This is a genomic window from Luminiphilus syltensis NOR5-1B (assembly GCF_000158175.1).
Classification (GTDB): Bacteria; Pseudomonadota; Gammaproteobacteria; order Pseudomonadales; family Halieaceae; genus Luminiphilus; species Luminiphilus syltensis.
On sequence record NZ_DS999411.1, the window covers coordinates 1,549,734 to 1,573,044 of the forward strand.

Annotated in this window: 22 protein-coding genes, 1 tRNA gene and 1 pseudogene; 8 read left to right on the top strand and 16 right to left on the bottom strand. The window is 56.4% G+C overall.

Annotated elements, in window-relative coordinates:
• Window positions 1–195 precede the first annotated feature (195 nt).
• The 10 genes from NOR51B_RS06890 to NOR51B_RS06930 form a co-directional block, all read right to left on the bottom strand.
• The gene (locus tag NOR51B_RS06890) at window positions 196–528 is read right to left on the bottom strand and encodes a YegP family protein (protein ID WP_009019266.1); all 333 of its coding nucleotides are present in this window, start codon (window positions 526–528) and stop codon (window positions 196–198) included.
• 106 nt (window positions 529–634) lie between these two features.
• Complete coding sequence (locus NOR51B_RS06895; RefSeq protein ID WP_009020725.1) at window positions 635–1,177, bottom strand: hypothetical protein; 543 nt, start codon at window positions 1,175–1,177, stop codon at window positions 635–637.
• 142 nt (window positions 1,178–1,319) lie between these two features.
• On the bottom strand, window positions 1,320–2,495 hold the full coding sequence (locus NOR51B_RS06900) for a site-specific integrase (protein ID WP_009020851.1): 1,176 nt from the start codon (window positions 2,493–2,495) through the stop codon (window positions 1,320–1,322).
• Window positions 2,496–2,669: 174 nt separating this feature from the next.
• Complete coding sequence (locus NOR51B_RS14950) at window positions 2,670–5,054, bottom strand: DUF3987 domain-containing protein (RefSeq protein WP_009020602.1); 2,385 nt, start codon at window positions 5,052–5,054, stop codon at window positions 2,670–2,672.
• A 154-nt stretch (window positions 5,055–5,208) separates the two neighbouring features.
• A complete protein-coding gene (locus NOR51B_RS06910) occupies window positions 5,209–6,225 on the bottom strand; it encodes a hypothetical protein (protein ID WP_154647635.1) in 1,017 nt (338 codons plus the stop codon).
• 270 nt (window positions 6,226–6,495) lie between these two features.
• A complete protein-coding gene (locus tag NOR51B_RS06915) occupies window positions 6,496–6,927 on the bottom strand; it encodes an antirestriction protein (protein WP_040481899.1) in 432 nt (143 codons plus the stop codon).
• Between the two features lie 151 nt (window positions 6,928–7,078).
• A complete protein-coding gene (locus tag NOR51B_RS06920) occupies window positions 7,079–7,318 on the bottom strand; it encodes a hypothetical protein (protein ID WP_009020467.1) in 240 nt (79 codons plus the stop codon).
• 65 nt (window positions 7,319–7,383) lie between these two features.
• Complete coding sequence (locus NOR51B_RS15515; RefSeq protein ID WP_009021050.1) at window positions 7,384–7,557, bottom strand: hypothetical protein; 174 nt, start codon at window positions 7,555–7,557, stop codon at window positions 7,384–7,386.
• Window position 7,558: 1 nt separating this feature from the next.
• Entirely contained in the window at window positions 7,559–7,741 is a 183-nt protein-coding gene (locus NOR51B_RS06925; protein WP_009019796.1) for a hypothetical protein, read from the bottom strand.
• Window positions 7,742–7,953: 212 nt separating this feature from the next.
• Entirely contained in the window at window positions 7,954–8,481 is a 528-nt protein-coding gene (locus NOR51B_RS06930) for a hypothetical protein (RefSeq protein ID WP_009018988.1), read from the bottom strand.
• Window positions 8,482–8,884: 403 nt separating this feature from the next.
• Between NOR51B_RS06930 and NOR51B_RS15950 the strand changes: the two are divergent.
• Window positions 8,885–9,082: pseudogene (locus NOR51B_RS15950) on the top strand (hypothetical protein); the annotation flags it as partial.
• Window positions 9,083–9,181: 99 nt separating this feature from the next.
• On the opposite strand, the gene NOR51B_RS14955 reads toward NOR51B_RS15950, so the two are convergent.
• Window positions 9,182–10,000, bottom strand: coding sequence for a helix-turn-helix transcriptional regulator (locus NOR51B_RS14955; protein ID WP_050759432.1), 819 nt, complete (start codon window positions 9,998–10,000; stop codon window positions 9,182–9,184).
• A gap of 245 nt (window positions 10,001–10,245) precedes the next feature.
• On the opposite strand from NOR51B_RS14955, the gene NOR51B_RS06945 reads away from it, so the two are divergent.
• The 4 genes from NOR51B_RS06945 to NOR51B_RS06960 are packed head-to-tail and all read left to right on the top strand — an operon-like array spanning window position 10,246 to window position 16,677.
• Entirely contained in the window at window positions 10,246–12,477 is a 2,232-nt protein-coding gene (locus NOR51B_RS06945; protein WP_009020188.1) for a TonB-dependent receptor, read from the top strand.
• A 19-nt stretch (window positions 12,478–12,496) separates the two neighbouring features.
• Window positions 12,497–14,077, top strand: coding sequence for an acyl-CoA synthetase MbcS (gene mbcS / locus NOR51B_RS06950; protein ID WP_009019030.1), 1,581 nt, complete (start codon window positions 12,497–12,499; stop codon window positions 14,075–14,077).
• A gap of 28 nt (window positions 14,078–14,105) precedes the next feature.
• Window positions 14,106–14,897 carry a glucose 1-dehydrogenase gene (locus tag NOR51B_RS06955; protein ID WP_009019671.1) on the top strand — a complete coding sequence of 264 codons (792 nt, stop codon included), beginning with the start codon at window positions 14,106–14,108 and terminating at the stop codon, window positions 14,895–14,897.
• A gap of 25 nt (window positions 14,898–14,922) precedes the next feature.
• On the top strand, window positions 14,923–16,677 hold the full coding sequence (locus NOR51B_RS06960) for a thiamine pyrophosphate-binding protein (protein WP_009021580.1): 1,755 nt from the start codon (window positions 14,923–14,925) through the stop codon (window positions 16,675–16,677).
• A 26-nt stretch (window positions 16,678–16,703) separates the two neighbouring features.
• Here the strand turns inward: NOR51B_RS06960 and NOR51B_RS06965 are convergent, their stop codons facing one another.
• The 3 genes from NOR51B_RS06965 to NOR51B_RS06975 all read right to left on the bottom strand — a co-directional run bounded on the left by NOR51B_RS06965 (window position 16,704) and on the right by NOR51B_RS06975 (window position 18,548).
• Window positions 16,704–16,874: an AMP-binding protein gene (locus NOR51B_RS06965; RefSeq protein WP_009021613.1), complete on the bottom strand. Its 171-nt coding sequence runs from the start codon at window positions 16,872–16,874 to the stop codon at window positions 16,704–16,706.
• A gap of 329 nt (window positions 16,875–17,203) precedes the next feature.
• Window positions 17,204–17,989, bottom strand: a complete 786-nt coding sequence (locus tag NOR51B_RS06970; RefSeq protein WP_009019421.1) for a glucose 1-dehydrogenase — start codon at window positions 17,987–17,989, stop codon at window positions 17,204–17,206.
• A 58-nt stretch (window positions 17,990–18,047) separates the two neighbouring features.
• Window positions 18,048–18,548, bottom strand: coding sequence for a 2,4'-dihydroxyacetophenone dioxygenase family protein (locus tag NOR51B_RS06975; RefSeq protein WP_009019282.1), 501 nt, complete (start codon window positions 18,546–18,548; stop codon window positions 18,048–18,050).
• 189 nt (window positions 18,549–18,737) lie between these two features.
• Between NOR51B_RS06975 and NOR51B_RS06980 the strand changes: the two genes are divergently transcribed.
• On the top strand, window positions 18,738–19,277 hold the full coding sequence (locus tag NOR51B_RS06980; protein ID WP_009019657.1) for a VOC family protein: 540 nt from the start codon (window positions 18,738–18,740) through the stop codon (window positions 19,275–19,277).
• A 131-nt stretch (window positions 19,278–19,408) separates the two neighbouring features.
• Here NOR51B_RS06980 and NOR51B_RS06985 read toward each other — a convergent pair whose 3' ends face one another.
• Both NOR51B_RS06985 and NOR51B_RS06990 read right to left on the bottom strand, forming a co-directional pair.
• The gene (locus NOR51B_RS06985; RefSeq protein ID WP_009020898.1) at window positions 19,409–19,753 is read right to left on the bottom strand and encodes a hypothetical protein; all 345 of its coding nucleotides are present in this window, start codon (window positions 19,751–19,753) and stop codon (window positions 19,409–19,411) included.
• Between the two features lie 151 nt (window positions 19,754–19,904).
• A tRNA-Ile gene (locus NOR51B_RS06990) sits at window positions 19,905–19,981 on the bottom strand.
• A 270-nt stretch (window positions 19,982–20,251) separates the two neighbouring features.
• On the opposite strand from NOR51B_RS06990, the gene NOR51B_RS06995 reads away from it, so the two are divergent.
• Together NOR51B_RS06995 and NOR51B_RS07000 are read left to right on the top strand one after the other, a co-directional pair.
• Complete coding sequence (locus NOR51B_RS06995) at window positions 20,252–21,193, top strand: EamA family transporter (protein WP_050759433.1); 942 nt, start codon at window positions 20,252–20,254, stop codon at window positions 21,191–21,193.
• Window positions 21,190–23,310 (top strand): oxidoreductase, encoded by a 2,121-nt coding sequence (locus NOR51B_RS07000; RefSeq protein ID WP_009018953.1) that lies wholly within the window; start codon window positions 21,190–21,192, stop codon window positions 23,308–23,310. Before NOR51B_RS06995 ends, NOR51B_RS07000 begins: the two co-directional genes overlap by 4 nt.
• Window position 23,311: the final 1 nt, after the last annotated feature.

The window sequence follows — 23,311 nt, forward strand, 5'->3', positions numbered from 1 at the left end:
AATTAAGGTGCCTTTTCGGAGTGCTGATGTCAGCTTCCCGCAGGAGTGCATGTCGTGCACTGTGTGCAGTCAGGACACTGCTCCACAATCTCCTGCCACCGACCCACCTCGGGGTAGGGGACGTTGCTGGACCGTACCGGCCGTTACTTGCTACGCCATTACAGCCTTTATCGAGTCGCCTGCACTGTTAAAGTATTAAGTGTTATCGGCAACCTCAGCAGACGGTCCATTCTTTTTGACCGACTCAATACCGTTCTCCATGCCAGAGCTGCCAGAATACATCTCGCTCTTGCCAATCACCTGTCCATTTGTGGCCTTCAGAACAAAATAAGGCTCGCCCCTTTTGGACTCCTTTCGCTCATAACGGGAATCATCACCGGCATTCTTCTGAACCGATGTAATGCCGTTCTCGGCGGCCGACTTACTTTCATAGAGTTCACTCGTGAGGATGATTTGGCCATTCCCCGCCTTGAGATTGAACATGTACTTTCCGCTCGGACTTTTCTTCAGATCAAACTTTCCTGCCATTATTTTTCTCCCTCGATTCCAGGTAGGCAAAGCGCCTGACAGTAGTGTAGACCAAGCGATATAAATTAGGCGATAGCGGGCACAGGAGATGGAGCGAAAATTGTTGCTATCCCTGCTCAGCAGCGCTTTCAAGCCAAGTATCCGTGTTCCCCTTGACGCTCTCCCACACCGCCGTCGGGTTGGGTAGCTGCGGATTGCAGGCGGCTGCGATGGCGCCCTCAGAAGCGGCCTCATCCAGACCAAGCTCGCCATACAGTTCATCCAGATCTTTGATGCTCTGACAGGCCTCATAAAGTTCATAGGCGGTCCCTCCAATCAGCGCTGCAATGCCCAGATAGGGGATGGCCTCGGCGGGTATTGCCGCAACGCTGCGGGTAGCCACTCGCTTCGTACGAACACTGAGGCGGGTGCCGAACTTCCTGACGGCTGCGGTGCGTTTAACAGCCGCACTCTTCTGTTGCTTTATGACCTTGTCTTTGCCAGTCAGGCGCTGGCTCATCACGTCCGCCACCGTTTGAACGCCTGCGGCAGTGCTGATCACGCCCGACAGAGCGGCGTTGAATGCAACGCTTGTGAGCGTCAGTAGATTGGTGACGAGGAGGGACAGTATTACGCCCGTGAGGAACAGGCGGCGGGTCCAGGTAAGCATGGGTGTGTCTCCGAATTACTGGGGTTAGGTTATCAGGTGTTGAGGGGCTCACGCGGGCGCGGGCCGGAACCTGCGGGCCCTGGACGTATGCGATAAGGCCTCGGGGATGTGCATGGGGGCCCATTGCAGGGCCCCGGCATACCTACTCAGCCATCGCTGCCTTGATGCGATCACCGGCACTATTGGCAGCGCCTTGCAGGCTCTCTTGCGATAGATGCGAATAGCGCATCGTTACCTTCGGGTCCGAATGGCCAAGTACTCGTTGAACCTCGTACAGTGAGTGTCCCGAGTTCACGAGTAACGAGGCATGGCTGTGTCGAAGGCAGTGGAGAGTGAAGTTTTCCAGTCCTGCGGCGTCGCGGATTCCGTACCAGACCTTGTTAATGGTTCCGAGAGGCCCGCGCTTGCCAATGAACAATCGTCCGTCTGGTTGATAGCGCGGCAGGGTCTGCAGCTCATCCAGCACACCCAGGGCAACATCGTTTAGCGGTATCGACCGAAGCTTTTTCGACTTGCTGTTGGTGGCGTGAACCACCCAGACGCGATTACCTCGGTCAATGTCAGGCCACTCTGCCGCCAGCATTTCGCCTACACGAGAGCCAGTACAAAGCAGCCAGAGAACAGCACAAGATACTGGACGGTTCTCGTGTGACTTGAGTACTGCCAGGAGCCGTCGAAGTTCCACTTCGGATAAATAGCGCTCGACCTCATTAAAGACATTGAACTGCTTCACTCGGGCTGCTGGGTTCGCCTGCAAGAGCCCCCAATCGACCGCCAAGTTCAGAGCGTGCCGGAGTAGCTTGAGGTGATGATCTGCAGTGGCGGGAGCTATGCCGGATTCCCGCAGCTCATTGTGGAACTGCTGCACTTCCTGCCGGCTGATGCGATTGATCGGCGTTGCACCGAATCGAGGGCCAAGGCGCAGCCGGTGCATATCCGCATCGTTCTTCCAGGTACGCTTTTTCTGCTTTGCATGGGGCAGGTAGCTGTGGGTGAAGAAGGCGTTCCAGGTGGGCACAGCTTTGCGCTGCCGGGTGTCTGCTTGGGGGTCGGAGCCGCTCTGTATATCCGTCCGTAGCTGTTGGGCTCTCGCCCGAGCGGCTTTGAGGCTGATGTCCGAGGCGCGACCGATCTTCACATGGGCCGTTTTTCCGGCGGCGTTCTTGTAGCGCTGGTAGTAGGTGCCGACAAGACTGGTATCCCGCACCTCCAGGTAGAGGCCCGGGAGGGTCGTGTCGCAGTGCTCGATGCGGCGCTTGCCTGCTGGAGGCGGGGTGGGTTTATCGCAAAAGCGTTGCGTGAGGTTGATTTTCGGCATGGGGAGGTCCTCCGTAGTTGCCGGGGTGATGGTTAATGGCGTTAGTGCCGGGTTGGGTGGTGCCTGCGACGAAGTAATTGGTACAGGCAGTGATTCAGAAATTGGCCAGACAGATAGTGACAAAACCGACGAAACTGAGTTTTGGCGGTTTTGTCATATCCTCCCTGGTGCATCTTAGGATTTGTCGGGGATGCCCGGGTTCCAGCGGTAGCGTGAAGTCGGACGCCCACCCTCGGGGCGTTGCGTCTTGATAACCGAGAGGTAACGATGCTCGACGAGGAGTTCCAGCGCTACCGTGACAGCCGAACCAGACGTCATTCCAGCCCAATTTTTCCGAGAAACGTCCCGGGCTGCGAATAGCTCCGGCAGCTTGTTTCTGCGAGCTAGAATAGTTTTGGCGTTGGACACAGCCTGCGTATTGGAGACACTGTAAATCCGCTCGGCATGGGAGATTAGGTAATCTGCCCAGAGTAGGGCACGCAGCGTCGCCTCATCGCCCACTGCTTTGCGCCCACCGTCCAGAAGCTCAAACAGAAGAGCCAGGCCAGCTACGGTCTTCGGCAACTTCTGGAGGTGGCTCTGCAGCACAGGGTGGTCCTCGTCGCTGCGAATGCGTTGTTGCAGGGCCTCCATCCACGTCCGGTACAATTTTTGAGCGCTTGCGGTGAAGCGCAGTGCGGGCAGGGCATCTTTGGAATCTGTAGTGGGGATATCATGCAGCGCCTTAAGCGCATTTGAATAAGCTTGGTAGGCAGCCTCATCTCGTGGCTTGTCTATCCACTTCCAGCTACTCCGCACATCGGGCCACACCGAGAGCTGAAAGCGTTGGATAAGTCCATCGTCAGTCGTGCCGTTTAGGGCGGCCTGAATGACGGGTGCGAGCTTGCTCGGCTGGATGCCACCGAGGATGCTTAGAATGCAGCGCTCAATCCGGACAGTTCCACGACCAATCCGGTCCCAAACGAAGGGGTTCTGTCCTTCAAAACACTCCAGATAATACGCACGCTCACCTTGGTGATCTTCGTCCGCCAGCTTTGCCAACCAGCCAGATAGTTCATCCCGAATGAGTATCAGCCCATTGGGGTTATCACGCATGATTTCCCCCAGTTTTTCGATGGTCGCGTCATTGACGCAAAGTCGGCGAAGAACTGGCGCCGGTACATCAAACTCGGCCTCGTCCAACAGCTGAAACGCCTTATCGGGGTCTTTTTTATAGAGTTCCTTGGCCTTTTCTCTAGCTTCTTTTTCTTCTAACTCCGCAACTTCAGCTTGGAACGCGTGCCGTTTTACAGCGGTTTCAAATTCTGCTGCAAGCTCAGTCTCCATATCTTCCAGGGGTTTCTTGGCCGCGCTTAATGTTGCGGACTTCATGGTGGAGGGACCTCCAACCAATCCCGCCCAGACGGTTGCTACCACCAGCCAGGGATCCAACTGTTTAGGATGAATCCCGACCTTGCCACCAAGTATTCCCGCAGCCACGGCGACAGCGGCGACGGCCAAATAGTCCGGAGGTATCTGCATACGCTCTGCGCTGGTAGTGACAAAACCGACGAAACTTCTGGGCAACATGGCCTCAACAAGCGGTTTGACCGGCGGTAGTGTGGTGGTCAGAGGGATGAAACCAACCTCCTCAGTGGTAGCAGGCAATTCACCAATATCGGCCGAGGACTGAGCCTTGGGGCACCCGGCAAGGTCGTTGAAGTCAGTGCACTCGCAATCCGAGCAGGGAAACAGTGGACGCTTTAGACCGGCGCCAGTGATATCGGCAGCGAGGTATGCATAGGCCAGTCCAGGATTTCCCCGAGTACGTCGGTCATCATCTGCCGCGACTATGATGGTCACCTCCGACGGTAATACCCGCCGCAACTGTTGTGCGACCTCGACCAGGTTGCTGGCATTCATAGCCGCTGCCACGGGCCAGCCCAGGGATTGATTCAGAGTCACTCCGGTCGCCCATCCCTCGCAGACGACGATGCTGCCCTGGTTCGGGAGGGTGTCAGCTCCGATCAGTGCAAAGTTGCCAGATACCTCGGCATCTTTCTGGAAGCGTTTCTTGCCGCTGGGGTGAATCTTCTGGACATTGCGGACTTCACCCTCAACATTCTGCAGGGGGATCAGCAAGTGCTCGCCGTACTGTCGGGCGTTCGAAGGCGGGACTTGCTTCTTCAGGAGATACGCATGGTCCGCCCGCGGATTACCGGCTTGGTCCAGCATGGCGCGCACCTTGTTCGCCGCTGCATCCTGGTCCCGGCGGCGTTGCTCGGCATTCGCCGCAAAAGCAGTGGCTATTTTCTCCGAGAGCCGCTGGTGTTCCTCTTGCGTGATCGACGCGGCAGTATCGCCGAACCAATAGTACTTCTCGTCAGTGGCCCAGTTGCCGTAGCAGCCGAAAGAGCCATCGGGCGTCAGCATCGCAAAGCAGTTGCGATTGCCCCTGCGCTTCTCCGGGTCTTCGAAGCGATGGAATTTGCCATCGAGGGGCGCCTCAATCGAGCAGCCGAGGCGCTCTTCCATAAAGGCGGCGAATTGTTCAGCGGGGTTGATTTTGGGGTCTGGCATCGTGCGTTCCTCATTGATTGGAATGCAGCGATTACGCCGATATTTACATTGAGAAGCTCGGGTAGCAAACCATAGAAACGGGGGAGCTCATCTCCCCCAAACACGTAAGCGGCTGATACGCGGTAGTTTTTTCGCCCCCAAAAGATACGCCTGCTTATGGGTCCTTGAGGCGTTTATGGACTGCTATCTCCAAGCAGCGGCGGAGAGTGTCGTCATCGACGATCTTATGTTGGCGGTCGATTGAGAGGAACACGGCAAAGGATCGGAAAACTGTGTCGGTTTCGTCGGTTTTGTCGGTAGTGGTCCCGCCATTCTTCCGAAGCCGGGCATCGATGGCAGTAGCCGTCCAGTAGATTGTTCGGTAGTACCCGGGGAGAGCTTTTTCCGTTTGAGCCTTGCTGGGCCCTCCTTGCCCCTCAATCAGCGCAAGAACGATACCAATCTGCCTTCGAGCGCCTTCCGAATCGTCTTCGGCTGTAGAGTCGATAGCATCCTTCACGATCGCTGCGGCAAGAGGGCGGGCCGCGAGATTTCCGTTGCGCAAGAACTTGCTCGTTGGCCTTTGCGCTGTCGGCTGCCCGGGTTTCCAGCGAGGGCAAGCGAGCAGCATAAATTGTCGGATGAGATCGGCAAGCACGCGCTGGGCTATCGCGATTTCGGTGTTCGGAACTTCCTGCTTCCCGTTATCACTGTCTCCCTTTGAAGCTTCTGGTTCGGAATCGCGTCGCTCTTTTCCAAGGGGTGCCCATTCGTTGATATCGAGCTCAAATGTGTCAAGCGCCCAGCGATACACGCTATCGGTGATGAGCTTGTCGGCGTAGATGTCATCAGGAAAACTCGGGTCTTCCACCCTGTGTATGCGTAGGAGGCCCGTCTGTTCTCCCCTCGCGTGGAGATCGGCCGCGATGGCAAAGTCCCGTCGAATCTTTGCAGCGGTCTCCAACAGTTTTTCAATCTCAGCGGCCTCTTCCTGTGCTTCTGGCGTCAGCGGTGAGGATGAGCTCAGGGCTTGGAGGCGCCGCTCCAAGCTTTGTTGAATGAAGTTAGGTCCGCTGTGGATATCAACCGGTTCAAGGTTGGTCACGCGACCTTTTGCCAGATAGCCGATGATCGTATCTATTGCGTCTTCGAGGTGAATGGTCGCGCCGTCCACAGTGTCGAGATCCGACAACTTCTCAGCCCCTATAGGTACAAGAAAGAGTCTATTGAACCGAAGACTGACTCTTTGCGCCACTGCAATTGCGTTGTTGACGTTCAGCGGGGAGTGGACGGCCTCAGGTCTGCTCATGCTAAAGACCAGAGAGCAGCCCCGAAGCCGGGATTGAAAAACCTATCGTGCGCCACTGGCTTGCAGTGCAAGTCGACCAAGACCGGTATCATATAGCCAGATGCATGACATCAGATGGATTCAATCGCTTTTTCACGATAACAGGGGTGTGCCTCAGTCGGTCGCCCGCAGCACTCCCTCGACCTCCGGATGCTCCATCATCCAATGCCGCAGCCGGTGGTAGTGCTCGGCGCAGGTCCGGGCGACACTCTCGGGACCCCTGAAGCTGAGGTGGCTGTAGGCCGTCAGGCAGCTGACGATGCCGAGGGCATCCGCGGAGAGCTGACCGGACCAGCCGTTCATGCTGTGGACCTCATAGGGCTCCTCGGCATCCGGTGCCATGTAGAAGCCCCCATCGGCGAGGCGCCAAAACCGCCAAAACCCACCGGTGTAGGCCGGGGCCATCCGGTCGGTAGTGGCGTAGATGGCGGGCTCCAGGCGCAGCGGGAAGTAGGGGCCGAACAGCGAGCCGGTGAAGGCAGCGCGGGCGTCTTCGACAAGTTCAGTGCGGCCGAGGGTTTCGTCGGTTTTGTCGGTAGTTGTCATGGGTATCTCCAAGAAGTTGTATGTAGGGGAACTCCCACCAACCCGTTGGACGCAGGCGCTATGTCCAAGGGGTTGGCAGGAGCAGAGGGGATGAAGAACGGTGTTCAGGCCCTCGCCAGCGCGCGAGGCGCCAACGCGCAGGCCTTATTGGCTATGGGTGTGTCGCCGGGGGATGACATACCCCCAGTTCCAACTCCTTCAGCCGCAGATAAGCCATCAGGTATGCCTCCAGCACCCCGGGCGGATGCTCGGCGAACTCGGCGTCGAGGATGGCAATCGCGATCATCTCGTAGCGGTCATACAGGTCCTGCGGGGAGCCGGGACAGCCCGGAAGAAGCGCAACGGCTTCCTCCAGGCGAGCGCCGACCTCCGCCAGTGAGCGGATAGTCATAGTTATCTCCTATTAAAGTTGAGGTTTAGATTGGTGTTACTGATGCCCAGAACGGGCGAGGGGGGTCAGGCGTACTGGGGGGTGTCCCGGCAGTCCTGGAGTAAATCGTGCCAGGGGTCGAGATCAGTTCCCGCCATGATCTTGGCCTGATCATTCACGACCTGGGCAAAGTCCTCGGGGGGTACTTCCCAGGCAGCAACGATCTCCATGGCTTCAGCAATGTAGTCTTCATAGGTCATATCAGTGTTTCCTTTCGTAGTAGCGATAAGCGAGATAAGTCAGACCGCCGAGGGCGATCAGGAGAGCGACGACGGGGTACATCGACGCGAGTAAGGCCGCGAGAGCAGCCGAGAAGAACCACAGCGATCCCGACAGAAAGCCGAGAACGACTGCGGCAAACAGCAGTAGAGAGAGCAAAGGCATCTCCTTGAGTTGGTGAGTTGAGGGAATGGGATTTTTGCTGCGCGCAGGGCAGAGTCCCGACGTTGCGTCGGAAAGGTCGAAATAGGTTCTACGTTTTGGTGAGTGCCGGATTGCCCTCAGGAAAGGGGCTTACGCTTCAGGGGCTTGCCGAGGGCGTAGCGGATTCACCATCCGACTACAGATTTGGCGGTGTTCTCCGAAGAGTGCTGGGACTAATTGGCAGTCGCGGACGGTTTCGTCGGTTTTGTCATACGGGTGCCTGCTTTCGCCTTAGCCTGGGCCCGAGGCTGCCGCGGGTTGCTATGGGGTGCCTTCGTAGCGTGCACCGTCTCCAGGAACGCTGCGACATCGCCGAGCTCGTACTGCCGCCGCTTGCCGGCCAAGAGCCGAACGACGCCCTCGCACAGCAGGGCAGCCAACAGGAAGCTGGGGGTGTTTACGGACTTGCCCTGGAACAGCGACCGCAGGGCCATGCTGGTAATCGGTCTTTCCTCAGGCCACTCCTCCAGGGCAGCCTGAATAGCCTGGAAGCTGACCCATTCATCGCTGAAGAAGCCACCGCCAGAGTTCTTAGCGATACGCCAGTGCAGGGCTCCGGCGGCATCAGTGCCGAGTTCGTAGTCCAGCTTTCCGCGACCCTCCAGGGATTTGGTTGATGCCTTCTTGATGACGGTGATGGAGGGGGTTCCGGGGGTTTTGGGGTTCTTGTCGGTGGTCTTTCGCTTGCTTGTGGTAGCCATAGGGGGCTCCTTTCATGGGTGATGGGTTTGATGAATCGCCGGGCGAGCGGGGGCTGCCGGCAGGACTGCTGAGGTCGCAGGCCAGGGTTTATGGGTGGGGCGGGGTATAGCCCGGGGTGAGCTTTTAGGCCATGAGACTCAGGACGGCCGCAGGCGGAATCAGCTGTGATTTAGTGCCTGAGGACGATACGAGGCAGTTAGAAAAGACTGCCCTTCAATGCGGAGGGAGAACGTCGGATTTGGTTCTGAATTAGATACGCGCGGTTTCTCAGTTTTTGAATTCAAAAAACTACTGTTTATTCCAAGGAGAGCCTTTATGCTCCGCCAAAGCCTCTATGACCGCGTCTGTGCAAAGCCAGTGACCCATATCGCAAAAGACTTCGGGATATCCGATCACGGGGTGCGAGAACAGGGTATGAGGCAATTCAAATCAGTGAAGCAGGAGCGGCGATTCAAGTCGTTTAAGCAGGTCCAGAGATTTGTGGGTGCGCATGCGGCTGTCCAGACTCTATTCAACCTGGGGAAACATCTGGTCAGAGCGCAGCACTATAGAGATCTCAGGGTTAGTGGGTTCAATGAGTGGAGGAGCGTGGTTGCCTAATTCTTAGGTTCAATACTTCCTGACCCAAGAAAATTAATTTGCCAATACCCTTAAGTTGGCAAAACCCTGACAAGTGTTGGTCTCGTGGCTGTTGCGAGGTCAGTGGGTCAGTTGATAAATAAGAGCGGTCCGATTGTGCACTCCGCACTTGTCATACACCGAGCGCAGGTGGTTGTTGACGGTACGAGCGCTGATGTTGAGCTGGTCGGCGATATGCAGGCTGGACAGGCCCTGGCGCAGGAGTTCCACCACTTGCTTCTCGCGTCGTGACAGACCAAACCTCTTCATGCGCCGTTCCATGGTTATGCTGCTGTCAGTGTCTACTACATCCACGCCCCCTGGCTGCAGAGGATCGTGCTGGGAAAGCAATTCTCTAGCCTGGATGCGCTCGACAGCGCCGCGCAGGCAGGGGGCCATCAGATCGGCCTTGGCGATCTCCAGACGAGAGAAGCCGCGTTCCTCCGCGGGACGATGCAGGCCGATGATGCCAAAGGGGACGCGTCCCGACGGGCGCAGGCCAACGATCATAACGTGATAGATCGATTGCGGCTTGAGAAATTCGTTGTAGAAGCGGGTGGCCACGTAGTCATGGTGGCTAATGACCTCGCTGGAAACAATGACATTCCGGGGCGACGTCGACAGGCAGGTGAGATAGCTACGCATGAAGGGGTCCTGGCGATGGTAGCCGGCACACCAGCGCGCCATCGCCCCAGCCGGCACGCCGCGTTCTTGTCCTTCACTGATGTGTACTTGTTGCTGGCTCAGTCTGAGGTGGCCGTAAACGCTGCTGCTTGCGCCAATGGCGCGTTCCATGAAAGTCAGGGCTTCCTGTTGCAGTTGATCCATGTTGTTGCATTCGAGGGCCCTATGGGTGATGTCGACAACATCCTGCAGATCTCGTGTACGCAACGCTCCCATAACGTCATACCTTGGGTGGGGGACTTGCCATCCTTGTACAGGCAGTCTCGATTATTGTTGTATGTCCTGAGTATATACAAAAATGAGTAATTCTCGCTATCCCGTTTCCGGCCCTGTGCGCCTAGACTCCGTTGGAATGCTGCAGTCCCTGCACGGATTACGTCTGTGCCCGTCAGAAGGCAGCATTTTTGAAGTCCTTTGCGATAACAACAATATGTGCGAAGTCCACAACCTGGAGGCTACCAATGTATAAAAGAAACTGTGTCCTATCGGCGGCGATTCTAGCGCTGCTTAATGCCGACGTTATGGCAAATACTCTCGAGGAAGTTGTGGTCACCGCTACCCGCCGTGAAATCAACCTCCAGGACACCGGTATCTCGGTCACGGCAATGTCCGGTGCCGCGCTTGAGCAGTTCAACATCACCGATACTGACATGTTGACCATGATGACTCCAGGCCTGATGCTGCAGAATGGGGGTGGGGCACCGCTGGTAGGCTTAGTCTCCATCCGCGGCGTGGCCCAGAACGACTTCGCCGGGCATATTGAATCGCCAAACGCGCTGTACCTGGATGAGGTTTACCAGTCCTCGATCTCGACCAACTCAATCAAGATGTACGACATCAGTCGCGTTGAGGTGCTGCGTGGCCCGCAAGGTACCCTGTTCGGTCGTAACGCTACCGGCGGACTGATACACCTGATTACCAATAAACCAACTGAAGAGCTGGAAGGCTACTTCAAGGCATCGGCAGGGAGCTACAGTTCCTATAGCGCCCAAGGCGCCGTAAGTGGTCCGCTGTCAGACACGGTCAGGGCCCGACTGGCGCTGTTTCACAGCAAGGCGGACGGCTATATCGCCAACGCCATTGGCCCCGACCAGCTGGAGGACGACACGCTGGCGGGGCGACTGCATGTGCAGATCACTCCCTCGGACCGGCTGGATATCCTGCTCAGCGCTGATATCTACCAGATGGATGTGGACAATGTCGGTGGCGCCCAAACTCAGGGCGCGGCGGTCGACCCGGTGACTGGCCTCGGTTTCAACGTGCCGAGGGTAAACAATACCATCCTCGGCTACGTCAAGCCCGACAGTGACCTCTACAGCGGCGCTTTCGACCAGCCTGGTTTCTTAGAGCGTGATTCCAGCAACCTCATCGCCAACATCGCCTATGAGTTTGACCGGGTCAGGCTGGTATCGTTGAGCAACTTCAACAGCGTCGAGTCCGATTATCTGGAGGACAATGACCTGACCCCGTTCCCCTTTATTGAGTTCGGGCAGACCGGAGACAGTGACACCTTCAGTCAGGAACTTCGTCTGGAGCAGGTGGAGGGAGCAACCCGCTGGAGCACCGGGCTGTACTACCTGAATATTGACGGCGACTACAGTCAGGCACTGCGGGTCAACCCGCCGCCAGATCTGGATCCCGCGGCTCTGTCCCTGGGCCAGACGGCGAACTGGGGTGTGGAAACCACCTCCTGGTCCGCTTTTGGCCAGCTGGAGCACGACCTGACCCCGGACCTGGTGTTGACCGCAGGCCTGCGCTGGACCTACGACGAAAAAGACTACGACTACGACGCGACACCATTCCTTCGCGCCGGAGGCGTCCTAATTCCCGGCCAGGCTCCCTTGGGCGTCCCGCCCGGCAGTCTGATCGAGGAAGTGCTGACCAATGGGCCCATTGACGACGAGCATGACGAAGATGGTATCTCCGCGCGCCTGCAGCTTGACTACAGCGCGGCGGAAGACTGGTTGCTGTACGCCAGCTTCAACAAGGGCTACAAGGCGTTCAATTACAATGCCGGTTTTGCCGGCCAAGCGCCCTTTGATGGCCTTCGCTTCGACGGTGAGGACATCTATGCCTGGGAGGTTGGCAGCAAGCTGGACTTCTGGGAGAGCCGGGCTCGCTGGAACATCAGCGCCTATTATTACGATTACCGGGGTTACCAAGCCTTCGATCAGCGTGGCATCAATTTCACCCTGTACAACACAGATGCAACGATTCATGGGATGGATACTGAATTAACCATCTCGCCGACCGATACCACCACGCTGATGTTCAGTGCCGCGTATCTGGATACCGAGGTGAAAGATGTGCTGATCGGGACGGATCCGCTCAATCCCATCAATGTCACCCGGGAAGCGCCACAGTCACCGGAGTTCACTTTTAGCGGCGCCATCGTGCAGGACTTTCCCCTGCAGGAGGGCCTGATTTCGGTACAGCTCAGTGGCTATTATAACAGCGGCTATTTCTCTCAGCTGACCAACGCGCCGAACACTGAAATTCCCAGCTATAAAATTTTCAATGGCCGGGTGACCTACAGATCGTCCGCAGAGAAGTACGAACTGTCAGTGTTCGCCCGAAACCTTTTGGATGAGGAATACTTCAGTTATGCCTTTGACATTGCCTCAAATGGCTTCACGGAGCAGACCCTTGGCCTGCCGCGCTGGATCGGCGTGGAAGGTCGCTTGAATTTCTGAAGATCAGGCAGACACGATAATGTATAAGCAACTTGTAGCGCCGCTCAACTACAACATTGCCAATGAGTTCGAGAAGTTCACAGATGATCCAGAAAGGGTCGCAATAAAGTGGCTCGATGACGATGGATGTTCAGATAAAATAACCTATGTTGATCTTTGGAGGTGCGCCAATAGGATCGGCAACGCGCTCTCTCGTCTTGGCCTAAAGAAGGGCGACATAGCCCTGGTCATGATTCCAAAGCGAATCGAGGCTTACCAGACCTACATTGCCGCCCTGAAACTAGGGATTGTTGTAATTCCCTGCTCAGAGATGCTGCGGGAAAAGGAGCTGGACTATAGGATAAATCATAGCGGTGCAAAGGCAATCATCAGCTATTTTCCTTTTACGGCTGAATTCGAAAAAGTATCCAGGACCAAGAAACTGACAAAAATCATTCTGGGACGGGATCAGGATGGCTGGGAGCGGTTGGATCACTTGATGCTGGCGGAGGAGGATAGCCTGGAGACGGTTGCTACAACCCGTGATGACATGTCCTTTCTTTCCTATACCTCTGGAACCACCGGGTATCCCAAGGGCGTGGTTCATACGCACGGGTGGGGGTTTGCTCATTTGAGAACGGCTGCCAGGAATTGGCTCTGTATCAACGAGGGTGATCTGGTCTGGGCAACTGCCGGGCCGGGCTGGGCCAAGTGGTTGTGGAGCCCCTTCCTGTCAGTGCTGGGTTCAGGTGCCACGGGCTTCGTCTATTCCGGCAAATTCGACCCCGAAACCTACTTGCACTTGCTTGACGAGTACAAGATAAACGTTCTGTGCTGCACACCCACGGAATATCGGATCATGGCCAAGTCCGATAACCTATCGGAGTACGATCTGTCTAGTCTTCGCAGCGCGGTCTCGGCCGGGGAGCCTCTTAACGCCGAAGTCATAAGCACCTTCCAGAAGCACTTCAATGTCACAGTCCGAGACGGCTATGGGCAAACGGAGAACACTCTTTTGGTTGGCACATTGAAAGACATGCAGCCCAAGCCCGGCTCCATGGGAAGACCGACTCCGGGTTGTCGCGTGGCAATTCTGGACGAAGAAGGTCAGCCCGTCAAAACAGGTTCTACCGGAGATATTGCGGTTCATCTGGATACACCGGCGCTGTTCAAGCATTACTACAACGACCCAGAGAAGACCAGCATGTCCCGTCGAGGGGATTATTACCTGACTGGCGACAGGGCGCGCGAGGACGAGGATGGCTATTTCTGGTTCCAGGGAAGGAGCGATGACATCATCATCAGCGCCGGGTACACCATTGGCCCATTTGAGGTTGAGGATGCGCTGGTCAAGCACCCCGCGGTTCAGGAATGTGCCGTCGTTGCCAGCCCCGACGAAGTTCGCGGATCCGTCGTGAAGGCGTTTGTGATCTTGAAGAATGGTGTTTCCCACGATCATGACGTGCTGGTGACAGAGCTTCAGCAGCACGTGAAGGCGCTGACAGCACCCTATAAATATCCACGCAAGATCCAGTTCGTCGCGGAATTGCCAAAGACTACCTCGGGAAAAATTCGTCGCGTAGAACTCAGGCAACTGGAACAGGAAGGTTGCAAATATTGAGTCATCAAGCCATAGGAGCTGAGTCATAATGGGTCGAGTGAACGGAAAAGTGGCACTGGTCACCGGGGGCGCCTCGGGCATTGGGCGCGCATCTTGTGAAGCTCTCGCGCGTGAGGGTGCCAGTGTGCTGGCCGCGGACATCAACACTGAAGGGGCGCAGGCAACTGCCGAGCGCATTGGCGCAGCCGCGGCCAGTAACGCACTTGATGTCAGCAGCGAGACCGACTGGGAGGCGGCAACCGCTTGTGCTATTGAGTTGTTCGGGCGCCTGGATATTGTGGTGAACTGTGCCGCCATCGGAATTACCGGCAGCGTTGAAGATATGGTGCTGGAGGAGTGGAACCGGGTGTTGGCCGTCAACCTCACCGGTACCATGCTGTCCTGCAAGCACGGTATCCGTGCCATCAGGCAGTCTGATGGTGGCGGGTCGCTAATCAACATTTCTTCTATTGGTGCCCTTTTGGGGACTTCCGATCTGCCCGCGTATGGTGCCTCCAAGGCGGGTGTCACCCTGCTGTCGAAGTCTGTGGCTCTCGACTGCGCCGAGCGTGGTTACGGTATCCGTTGCAATGCCATTCACCCAACCTATGTGGACACGGAGATGCTGGATCCTATTGCAGCAGCGGTCGGAGACCGGGACGCGATGGTGGCGGGAATGATCGAAAACGTGCCCCTGGGGCGGCTGGCGACAGCGGCGGATATTGCCAACTCGGTCGTATTTCTGGCCAGCGATGAGTCGGCCATGATCACTGGCACCGCGTTCCTAGTCGATGGTGGTACCACTGCCGGAATGCCCTCCAAACACTCCCAACGCAACTGATAACCCTGTCCCGGAGACCCGCGAAATGATTATGGAAAGCACCGTGAGCGACATGTTGCTCGCCATTCTGAAGAAGCACGGCGTCAAGTATATTTGCGGTCTGCCTGCAGCCCAGATCGGTCTCATCATGCACGGCGCCTCGCGGGATCCGGACCTGGTCTACATCACGACCCGTCACGAGGAAGCCGCCGGGCATATGGCGGCCTCGATCTCTCGGGTCACCGATACCATGGGCGTCTGTTTCGCCACGGTCGGGCCGGGAGCGACGAATTTAGTCCCAGGTGTGGCCGCCGCTTTTGCCGATAATATTCCTATGGTGGTGATTACCGGGCAGAATCAGGCCCGGGCGATAGACCCGGGCATCGACCAGTTGCAGTCCGCGGACCAGATCGGGCTATTCCGCTCAATCACCAAGTGGAATGCCATCGTGCACCATCCAGAGCGCGCCCCTGAACTGTTCGAGCGGGCCGTATATATCGCCCGCTCTGGGCGGCCGGGGCCTGTACACCTGGATATTCCCTGTGATGTCGGGACCTTGATGTGCCGCTACGACCTCGCCCAGACACCACCCTACCGGCTACAGCGTCCTATTCCCTGCAGGGAAGAGCTGCAGCGGGTTGCGGCTGCCCTGCGGGGAGCCTGTCGGCCGCTGTTGATTGCCGGTGGCGGTGTTGCTCGCTCCGAAGGTGTGCAGGCGTTCCGCGATCTGGTGGCATATACGGACATGCTGGCGATGACCACGGCCAACGGTCGCGGTGTGTTGGACCCGGCGGATGCCAATACCCTTGGATCCGCTGGCCTAGTGTCCGGACAGGCGGCCATTGATATCGGCCAGGAAGCGGATTTGGTGCTGGCCGTGGGCTGCAAATTCTCCACGTTCACGCCCATTCACAAGCCGCCGCATTACCCGAAGCCGGACTACCAGAAAATCATTCAGATTGAAATAGATGCGGAATCCATTGGCCGTGCGGCCCCGGTGGAGATTGGCCTGGTGGGAGATGCCCGGGCAACCCTGGAAGCTTTGCTGGAAGTGCTAGCGGAGGAGGGCGATGGTTTCCGGCAGGACCAGGACTGGAAGCAATCCATTGTGAAGAAGCGAGATACGAGCAGGGAACTGTATCGGGAAACGGCGAAGGAGAGCAAGGTGGTTGGTGGAGTCGGCTTGCTCAACGAATCCGCAGTTGCCGCTGTGATCGGCGACCTTCTGCCTCGCGATGCCATTGTCGTCCATGATGGCGGCCAGACGATGATGTGGACAATCTCCCATATCCAGGTGGACAGCCCCGAGCGCTCACTGTTCGTTCCCGGCATGGGCCACCTTGGCTTTGGTCTGCCCTATGCCAATGCTGCGAAACTGGCGCACCCGGAGCGGGCGGTGTTCTGCCTGACGGGTGATGGTGCCATGGGAATGACCATCCAGGAACTGGAAACTGCCAGCCGCTATGGCCTGGCGGTCATAGTTATCGTGTTCAATGACAGCTATTGGGGCATGTACAAGCCCTTTGGGGAAATGCTGGACAACCCTGATTTCGGAACCAAGTTGTCCACAGTGGATTTTGCTACTGTTGCAAAGGGGTTTGGCTGCTACGCTGAAGATGTCTCCGAGCTTCGTGACATCCCTGCCGCGGTTCAGCGTGCGATGGACAGTGGCCGCCCGGCGCTATTGAACATTGGCGTGGATTTCACGCCGCACCCGATGGATTTCCTCTGGCCCAATATCATTCTGGATGGCTTCCAGTTTCCCGCGACCGAGAAAACCCCTCTAAAGGCAGTTGCTTGAACAACTGGTGATCGGCCCGACAGCGGTCAGGCCATCAGGGGTTTAGTCAAATGCAGTCCCTCGGCCATTTGTTTCCGCATCACGAATTTCTGGATCTTCCCTGTTACCGTCATCGGGCAATCATCTACAAAGCGGGTGTAGGCGGAGATCTTGTAGTGCACGATCTGGCCTTTGCAAAAATCCAGAATCTGCTGCATAGGGGAGCCCTGGCAAACGGGCCGCCTGCAATTGTCCGTGTACGGTGGCGTCAGACCGCATCAGCACCCATTCCGGCCCGTTGGGCGACCTGATTACCAAACGGTCGCCGGGTTCGAGCCCCAGTGCGAGTCAGCCCGCCGACAATTCTTCGGATCTGGTCTTGAGTTCAGCCCAACTCCAGCGCTCGCCCTAATGCGCTACCACAAGTGCCTCATTGACACCCCAGCGTTCGGCCGCCGCGGCTAGCGCCAGGCCAACTGTCTTGTGCCGCAGCGGCACATCTGCAATGCAGCTCACATAACTCAACTTTTCCGTCATGCTCCCTGCATCAACTCGTGAGCATCATTCCGCCATCCACGAGAATGCGGTCGCCGGTGACATGCTTGCTCTCATCGTTGGCAAAGTACAATGCTGCATTGGCTATATCTTCCACCTGACCGAACTCGCCCATCGGAATCATGTCCAGAAACCCGGCTTCTGCCTGTGTCGCGGTAATATTGTTATGCTTTGCAGTGGCTTCGACCAGACGGTTGTGCATCGCGGTGCGAATCTGCCCGGGATGGATTGAATTGCAGCGGATGCGATAACCCTGTTGTGCACAGTACAGAGCCACTGACTGGGTGAGATGGCGCACCGCGGCCTTGGAGGCACCATAGGCAGCAATGAACGGCACCGGTACCATGGCAGCAATGGAGGACATGTTGATAATGGAGCCACCGTTTTGTTTCATGTGACGGATGGCATGTTTGCAACCCAGTATGGTGCCGTCGACATTCACAGTGAAGATTTTTTTCGCCTCCGCCACATCTATGTCTTCAAAAAGCACACCTAGGCCAGCGTCTGCAAATCCCGCGTTATTCACCAGCACACTGGCGTGGACTTGCTCATTCGTCAGCGTTGTGAATAGCGCTTCCCAGCTGCTTTCGTCAGTGACATCCTGTTCCAAGAAACGAGCACCGATTTTGGCTGCCGCCTGTTCTCCCGCATTTACATTGATGTCCGTGATTATCACGTTAGCGCCGTGCTCGATGTAGCGCTGAGCGATTCCCAGTCCCAGTCCCGATGCGCCACCGGTCACGATGGCAGTTTTTCCCGCCAGTCTCTTGTCGCTCATTATTGGTTTTTCTCCCTGCAATAATTAAATTGACCTCTAGGCTGGTGACACCTTTGGTTCAGTCCCAGTGCTCGGGCTTGTCAAGGTGAGTGGCGACACCGGCAGCTTCCGCCATCCGGAACATTTCTCTGGCATCCAGGATCAGGGCGACACTGCCATCGTCGTTATAGCCAGCCAGCGGGCCATGAGCTATCGCGAACATCATCATGCCGTCGGCACCGGTGATCGGCTTGTGGTTGATCCCTGCCGGTTCCTGTACGTAGTCCCCGGCGTGGCCCCAGTCATCCTCGTAGGCAAACCCACCTTCAAGGATGATACCTTCCACCGAGCCGATATGACCGTGGATTGGGGCAATGTTATCGGGTCCGACTTTCAGCATCATGCTGAAACCGCCGGTTATAGGATTGATCGCTAACAGCTTGAACCAGGTATCGGGCATGACCCACGGGGCCCAGTCAAGATTACCCTGAGCAAAAAATGCGCTCTTGAGCTGCCTGCTGATTTCGATACCGGTGGTGCCGGAGTCGCTGAGTTGCTTGCTGGTTTTGGTGTTGTTCATAACGTTACTCCATTCAGTCTGGTGGGCTACGATTCCCCGCGGGTGTGCGCGACAGCACGGTCGTTTTAGGGAAATCTCAATCAAATAACAGCCTAGCACCGGAAAAAATGCCTCAACAGAGTAGAAATACTCATTGTTTCCAGCCTTTGTGGTGAATACGCTGGCGCCAGAAAACAAGGAGATTCTTCAATGCCCGTCCTGAATTTTGGTCAGCCCGATGGCGGTGTGATTCAAACTGCCTTTATCACCGATGATATTCAAAAATCCATGGCGCAGTTCACCCGGCAGCTGAATGTGGGGCCGTGGTTTCTGTTCGAGAACTTCGAGCTCAACGACCTCATTTACAAGGGGCAGCCGGCCGACTTCGCCGTTAACTTAGCGCTTGCTAACTGCGGTCACATGCAGTTTGAGTTGATTCAGCCACTTGACGATAAGCCTTCCCCGTATCGCGAGGTGTCCAGGGACTCGGGTTGGTGCTTTCATCATCATGCGGTGGCTGCCACCGATTTCGAGCATAGCTGTGCGCACTATGCCTCCCAGGGGTTCGAAAAGGTGCTTACTTGTTCGGTGGCGGTCGGTGGCCGCGCAGCCTATTTCGATACCCGCGGCAGCGTCTTTGGAATGATTGAGGTGGTAGAGATGACATCAGCCGTGGAGCGATTGTGGACGGACATTCGTCATGCCGCGGTCGGCTGGGATAGCAGTGAGCCCGTACGAACTCCCGACTGATATAGGCTCTTCATCATAAACGGGGGACACCGGCATCCATTACACCGAATTTGCGAAGTTCGTTTAATGGAAAGAATACCGATGTCCCACGCAGGATTAATACTGCGGTGAGTGCTGCAAAAGGGACGGTCTCACTCAATCTCGTCATCCAGTAACGGGCCATCGACGCAATCCTGAACGAGACTGTGCAGGCGGAAGTCGCACCAATTCTTGAAAACCTTCAGTGACCGGTCTTGCGGCCAGAGCGTCGGGTCGACGTACCACTCGTGGAGAAGGTTCTCGAACACTGGGAGGTAACACAACTCCAGCCATTCCTCGAAGTGCTCACTGGCGCAGTCATGAATCAAGTAGGCCGGCGAGTCCTCATTCGCGCTGTCCAGGGTCACAAGGGGTCCATCCGAGTCAGGATCGGCTTCGTTGACCCAGTCGATAAAGGGCTTCTTGTACCGGATGATAAGCAGATCGCGATTTAGCATGGCGTGATCCCGATGGGTGCCCCCGGAGTGGTCGATGTAACGATGTTATCTTATCCGCGCTGGAAACAATTCACCTACCGACTCAAGTCTATGAGTCAGCGCTCGGAGTCGGCTGGCGAACCTTATAGAAAATCTATAAAAATCAAGAAGATGGTGGGCCCAGAAGGACTTGAACCTTCGACCAATCGATTATGAGTCGACTGCTCTAACCAACTGAGCTATGGGCCCACAGCGCGCCGGATTTTATCAGAAATGCGTTGTCTGCGGGGCGTGGTGGCGCTGATTTTCTTGTCACCCCAATGGGTTTATTGGCGCCCCGCGTATCCGCTGCTCATGCTCTTTTCAACCGAGTCGCATTCGCAACTACTGCACGGCTCTATAGTGTAGATTGTTTCGAACAAATTTTTGTAAAAGTCGTATCTTTATGAAGCGCAGCCAATCCAAGGGTCGGTGTTATGGTGGTCAGCTGGGCGCCACATCGGGACAACGACCAGCCTGATGCGGCACTCATCCGCCATCATTATGGCCATGCTGCCCCCTATCCTGTGGGGCAGTACCTACCTTGTAACCACTGAGTTACTTCCGCCAGACAAGCCCATAACGGCGGCGGTACTGCGCGTCTTGCCGGTAGGGCTGCTCATTTTGTTAATGACTCGCTTTAGGCCAACGGCAGACCAATTCAAGAAACTGGTGGTCATTAGCCTGTTGGTGATTTCGCTATTTCACTGGCCCTTATTTGTTGCGGCTTACCGTCTCCCGGGTGGTTTGGCGGCAATGCTCATTTCGTCTCAGCCGCTTATCGTCGCGCTACTCGGTTTTGCTTTTTTTGGTATCCGCGTGCAACGTAACGTTACGGCGGGGATAGCCCTCGGGCTTTCGGGCGTGGTTATGGTGCTAATCGTTCCGAGTAAGCTCGCCTGGGATACGGTGGGCGTGATTGCTGCCTTTTCGGCTGCACTGTCTATGTCACTGGGCACGCTATTGACCAAGCGCTGGGCACTCGATATGCCGGTACTGGCCTTTACAGGATGGCAGCTGCTGCTCGGTGGCCTGTTTTTACTGCCACTGGCTCTGCTCTTCGAATTGCCGATGCAAAGTCTGGAGGTTCGTCATATCTCCGGCTATCTGTATCTGGCTTTCGTCGGTACGTTATTGCCTTATTTTCTCTGGATGAGCGCCATACGCCATCTTGAGCCCGTGATCATCTCGACGCTGATTTTATTGAGTCCGGTATCGGCGATGGCGCTGGGCTACGTGGTGCTTAATCAGGCACTCACCCCGTGGCAGCTTCTGGGTGCGGGCACGGTGTTGATCGGCATACTGATCACCAGTGTGCCCCCGAGTAAATACATTTTTTGGCGGTCCGGTATTAACGAGGGTGGTGGTCCGACCACTGCCGCAGCAATCAAACAGACCAATGAGAGAGGAAGCAAACTATGAGTAATTCCCAGTACCCCAATATATTTCAGCCGCTGAAGATCGGTAATATCACGGTGCGTAATCGCATCATGCAGTCCGGGCACGCTATGGCGTTTAATTCCCGCGATGGCATAACCACTGAGCGCGACATCCACTACCACACGGCCCGAGCCAAGGGCGGCATTGGCTTGATGGTGACCGGTAACCGCCTGGTGCACCCCACCTCCAACACCTTCACCCGCGGCTATCCCTACGGCTACCGTTCGGAAATGGTCGAGCGAGACCGTTCGCTAACCGACGCCGTGCATCGCCATGGTTCACACATCATTGCCCAGCTCAATCACTTTGGTGTGATGGGCGAGAGCCACTCAATGGACGATTACCGCGTATTGTGGTCCGCGTCTAACATCAAATCCCCGGTGTTTGGTGAAATGGCCAAGGCCATGGAACGCGCCGATATGGATGAGGTACTGGAAGGCTGGTGTCTGTCTGCGGAATACAGCAAACAGGCGGGCTTTGACGGGGTCGAAGTGCACCTCGCACACAGCTATTTGCTGCACCAGTTCCTGTCGCCGGTTTACAACAAGCGTACCGACGAATACGGCGGCAGCCTTGAGAATCGGATGCGCTTCCCGCTGGAAGTGATTCGTGCGGTCCGCGAGCGCGTCGGTAAGGATATGGTCGTCGGTATTCGCTTTACCATCGAGGAGATGATCCCCGGTGGTATGGAGCCCGAGGACTGGGTGACGATTGCCAAGACCATCGAAGCAGAAGGTTTGATCGATTACGTCATGACCACGGCGGGTGCTTATCAGTCGCCCACCTACCTCATGCCTCCCTACGATGTACCCAATGCCTGGTTGGTACCGACCTGCGCCAAGTTGAAGCAGGAGCTAAGCATTCCGGTATTTGCCATCTCTGGCATTAGCACGGCAAAAGAAGCTGAAGAGGTGCTCGCCGCGGGTCATGCGGATATGGTGGCGATGACTCGTGCGCAGATCGCCGACCCCAATTTTGTGAACAAAACCGCCGAAGGCCGTGAAGACGAGATCTATCATTGCCTGCGTTGTAATCAGGGTTGTGTGGCGCGATTGTTCCAGGGCGCATCCATGACCTGTCAGGTTAACCCTGCGACCGGTCGCGAGGAGGTGTTTGGTCCCGATACGCAACAGCCGGCTGAAAAACCGGGGCATTGGGTTGTCGTGGGTGGCGGTCCTGGCGGCATGAAGGCGGCCGAAGGTCTTGCCCAACGGGGTCACAAGGTCACCCTGCTAGAGAAATCCAATCAGCTCGGCGGTCAGGTGAACCAGATTGTGCAAATGCCGCGCCGTGGCTCATGGGCCTGGATTACCGAAGACCTTAAGGCCCAGATCACCAAGCTGGGTGTTGATATCAAGACCAGCCACGAGGCGACGGTTGAATCGGTCAAGGCACTCAATCCCGATGGTGTCATTGTAGCCACCGGTTCCACGCCGGACCGAACGGGTTATAGCGATATCAATCCCATGCAGGCCGAAATTCCCGGCGTTGATCTGCCCCACGTCATAACCATCGAGGAAGTGCTCAAGGCGCCCGAGAAGATTGGTAAGAACGTGGTGATTCTCGATGAAAACTCCAATCGCTACTCGGCGGGTATCGCGGAATTGCTCACCGATCAGGGTCACAACGTACACGTGATTAGTCGTTGGAATGCACTGTTCCACAAAATGTCGACCACGCTCGATATGCCTGTGTCTTATACCAACCTGTTCAAGGCGGGCATGAAATATACGCTGAACAGCTGGGTGGGTAGCATCGACGAGAAGGGTATCGATGTATTCAATCTCTATACCGGGGATAGCGAGCGAATGGACGGTGTTGATGCCATTGTCTTGTCAGTGCGACATCTGCCGATGGAGAAGCTGTACTTCGAACTCAAGGAGGCGCTACCGGTCGTGCATCGCGTTGGCGATTGTGTCACGCCGCGGCAAACCGACCACGCGATCTTTGAAGGCTTCCTCGCTGGTCGTGAGCAGTTCGATAACTGGTCCAAATACATCGAGCCTGGCTCGATCGAGCGTTACGATCCCCAGCGTGCTGAGGGTATCGGTGGCCCGGGTATCGAGGCGGAGCCGGTTAAAATCGTCTCGGCAGGTTAAT

Coding starts and splice junctions, on each gene's coding strand:
- NOR51B_RS06890 (WP_009019266.1), bottom strand. CDS start 528: ATGGCAGGAAAGTTTGATCTGAAGAAAAGTCCGAGCGGAAAGTACATG.
- NOR51B_RS06895 (WP_009020725.1), bottom strand. CDS start 1,177: ATGCTTACCTGGACCCGCCGCCTGTTCCTCACGGGCGTAATACTGTCC.
- NOR51B_RS06900 (WP_009020851.1), bottom strand. CDS start 2,495: ATGCCGAAAATCAACCTCACGCAACGCTTTTGCGATAAACCCACCCCG.
- NOR51B_RS14950 (WP_009020602.1), bottom strand. CDS start 5,054: ATGCCAGACCCCAAAATCAACCCCGCTGAACAATTCGCCGCCTTTATG.
- NOR51B_RS06915 (WP_040481899.1), bottom strand. CDS start 6,927: ATGACAACTACCGACAAAACCGACGAAACCCTCGGCCGCACTGAACTT.
- NOR51B_RS06920 (WP_009020467.1), bottom strand. CDS start 7,318: ATGACTATCCGCTCACTGGCGGAGGTCGGCGCTCGCCTGGAGGAAGCC.
- NOR51B_RS15515 (WP_009021050.1), bottom strand. CDS start 7,557: ATGACCTATGAAGACTACATTGCTGAAGCCATGGAGATCGTTGCTGCC.
- NOR51B_RS06925 (WP_009019796.1), bottom strand. CDS start 7,741: ATGCCTTTGCTCTCTCTACTGCTGTTTGCCGCAGTCGTTCTCGGCTTT.
- NOR51B_RS06930 (WP_009018988.1), bottom strand. CDS start 8,481: ATGGCTACCACAAGCAAGCGAAAGACCACCGACAAGAACCCCAAAACC.
- NOR51B_RS14955 (WP_050759432.1), bottom strand. CDS start 10,000: ATGGGAGCGTTGCGTACACGAGATCTGCAGGATGTTGTCGACATCACC.
- NOR51B_RS06945 (WP_009020188.1), top strand. CDS start 10,246: ATGTATAAAAGAAACTGTGTCCTATCGGCGGCGATTCTAGCGCTGCTT.
- mbcS (WP_009019030.1), top strand. CDS start 12,497: ATGTATAAGCAACTTGTAGCGCCGCTCAACTACAACATTGCCAATGAG.
- NOR51B_RS06955 (WP_009019671.1), top strand. CDS start 14,106: ATGGGTCGAGTGAACGGAAAAGTGGCACTGGTCACCGGGGGCGCCTCG.
- NOR51B_RS06960 (WP_009021580.1), top strand. CDS start 14,923: ATGATTATGGAAAGCACCGTGAGCGACATGTTGCTCGCCATTCTGAAG.
- NOR51B_RS06965 (WP_009021613.1), bottom strand. CDS start 16,874: ATGCAGCAGATTCTGGATTTTTGCAAAGGCCAGATCGTGCACTACAAG.
- NOR51B_RS06970 (WP_009019421.1), bottom strand. CDS start 17,989: ATGAGCGACAAGAGACTGGCGGGAAAAACTGCCATCGTGACCGGTGGC.
- NOR51B_RS06975 (WP_009019282.1), bottom strand. CDS start 18,548: ATGAACAACACCAAAACCAGCAAGCAACTCAGCGACTCCGGCACCACC.
- NOR51B_RS06980 (WP_009019657.1), top strand. CDS start 18,738: ATGCCCGTCCTGAATTTTGGTCAGCCCGATGGCGGTGTGATTCAAACT.
- NOR51B_RS06985 (WP_009020898.1), bottom strand. CDS start 19,753: ATGCTAAATCGCGATCTGCTTATCATCCGGTACAAGAAGCCCTTTATC.
- NOR51B_RS06995 (WP_050759433.1), top strand. CDS start 20,252: ATGCGGCACTCATCCGCCATCATTATGGCCATGCTGCCCCCTATCCTG.
- NOR51B_RS07000 (WP_009018953.1), top strand. CDS start 21,190: ATGAGTAATTCCCAGTACCCCAATATATTTCAGCCGCTGAAGATCGGT.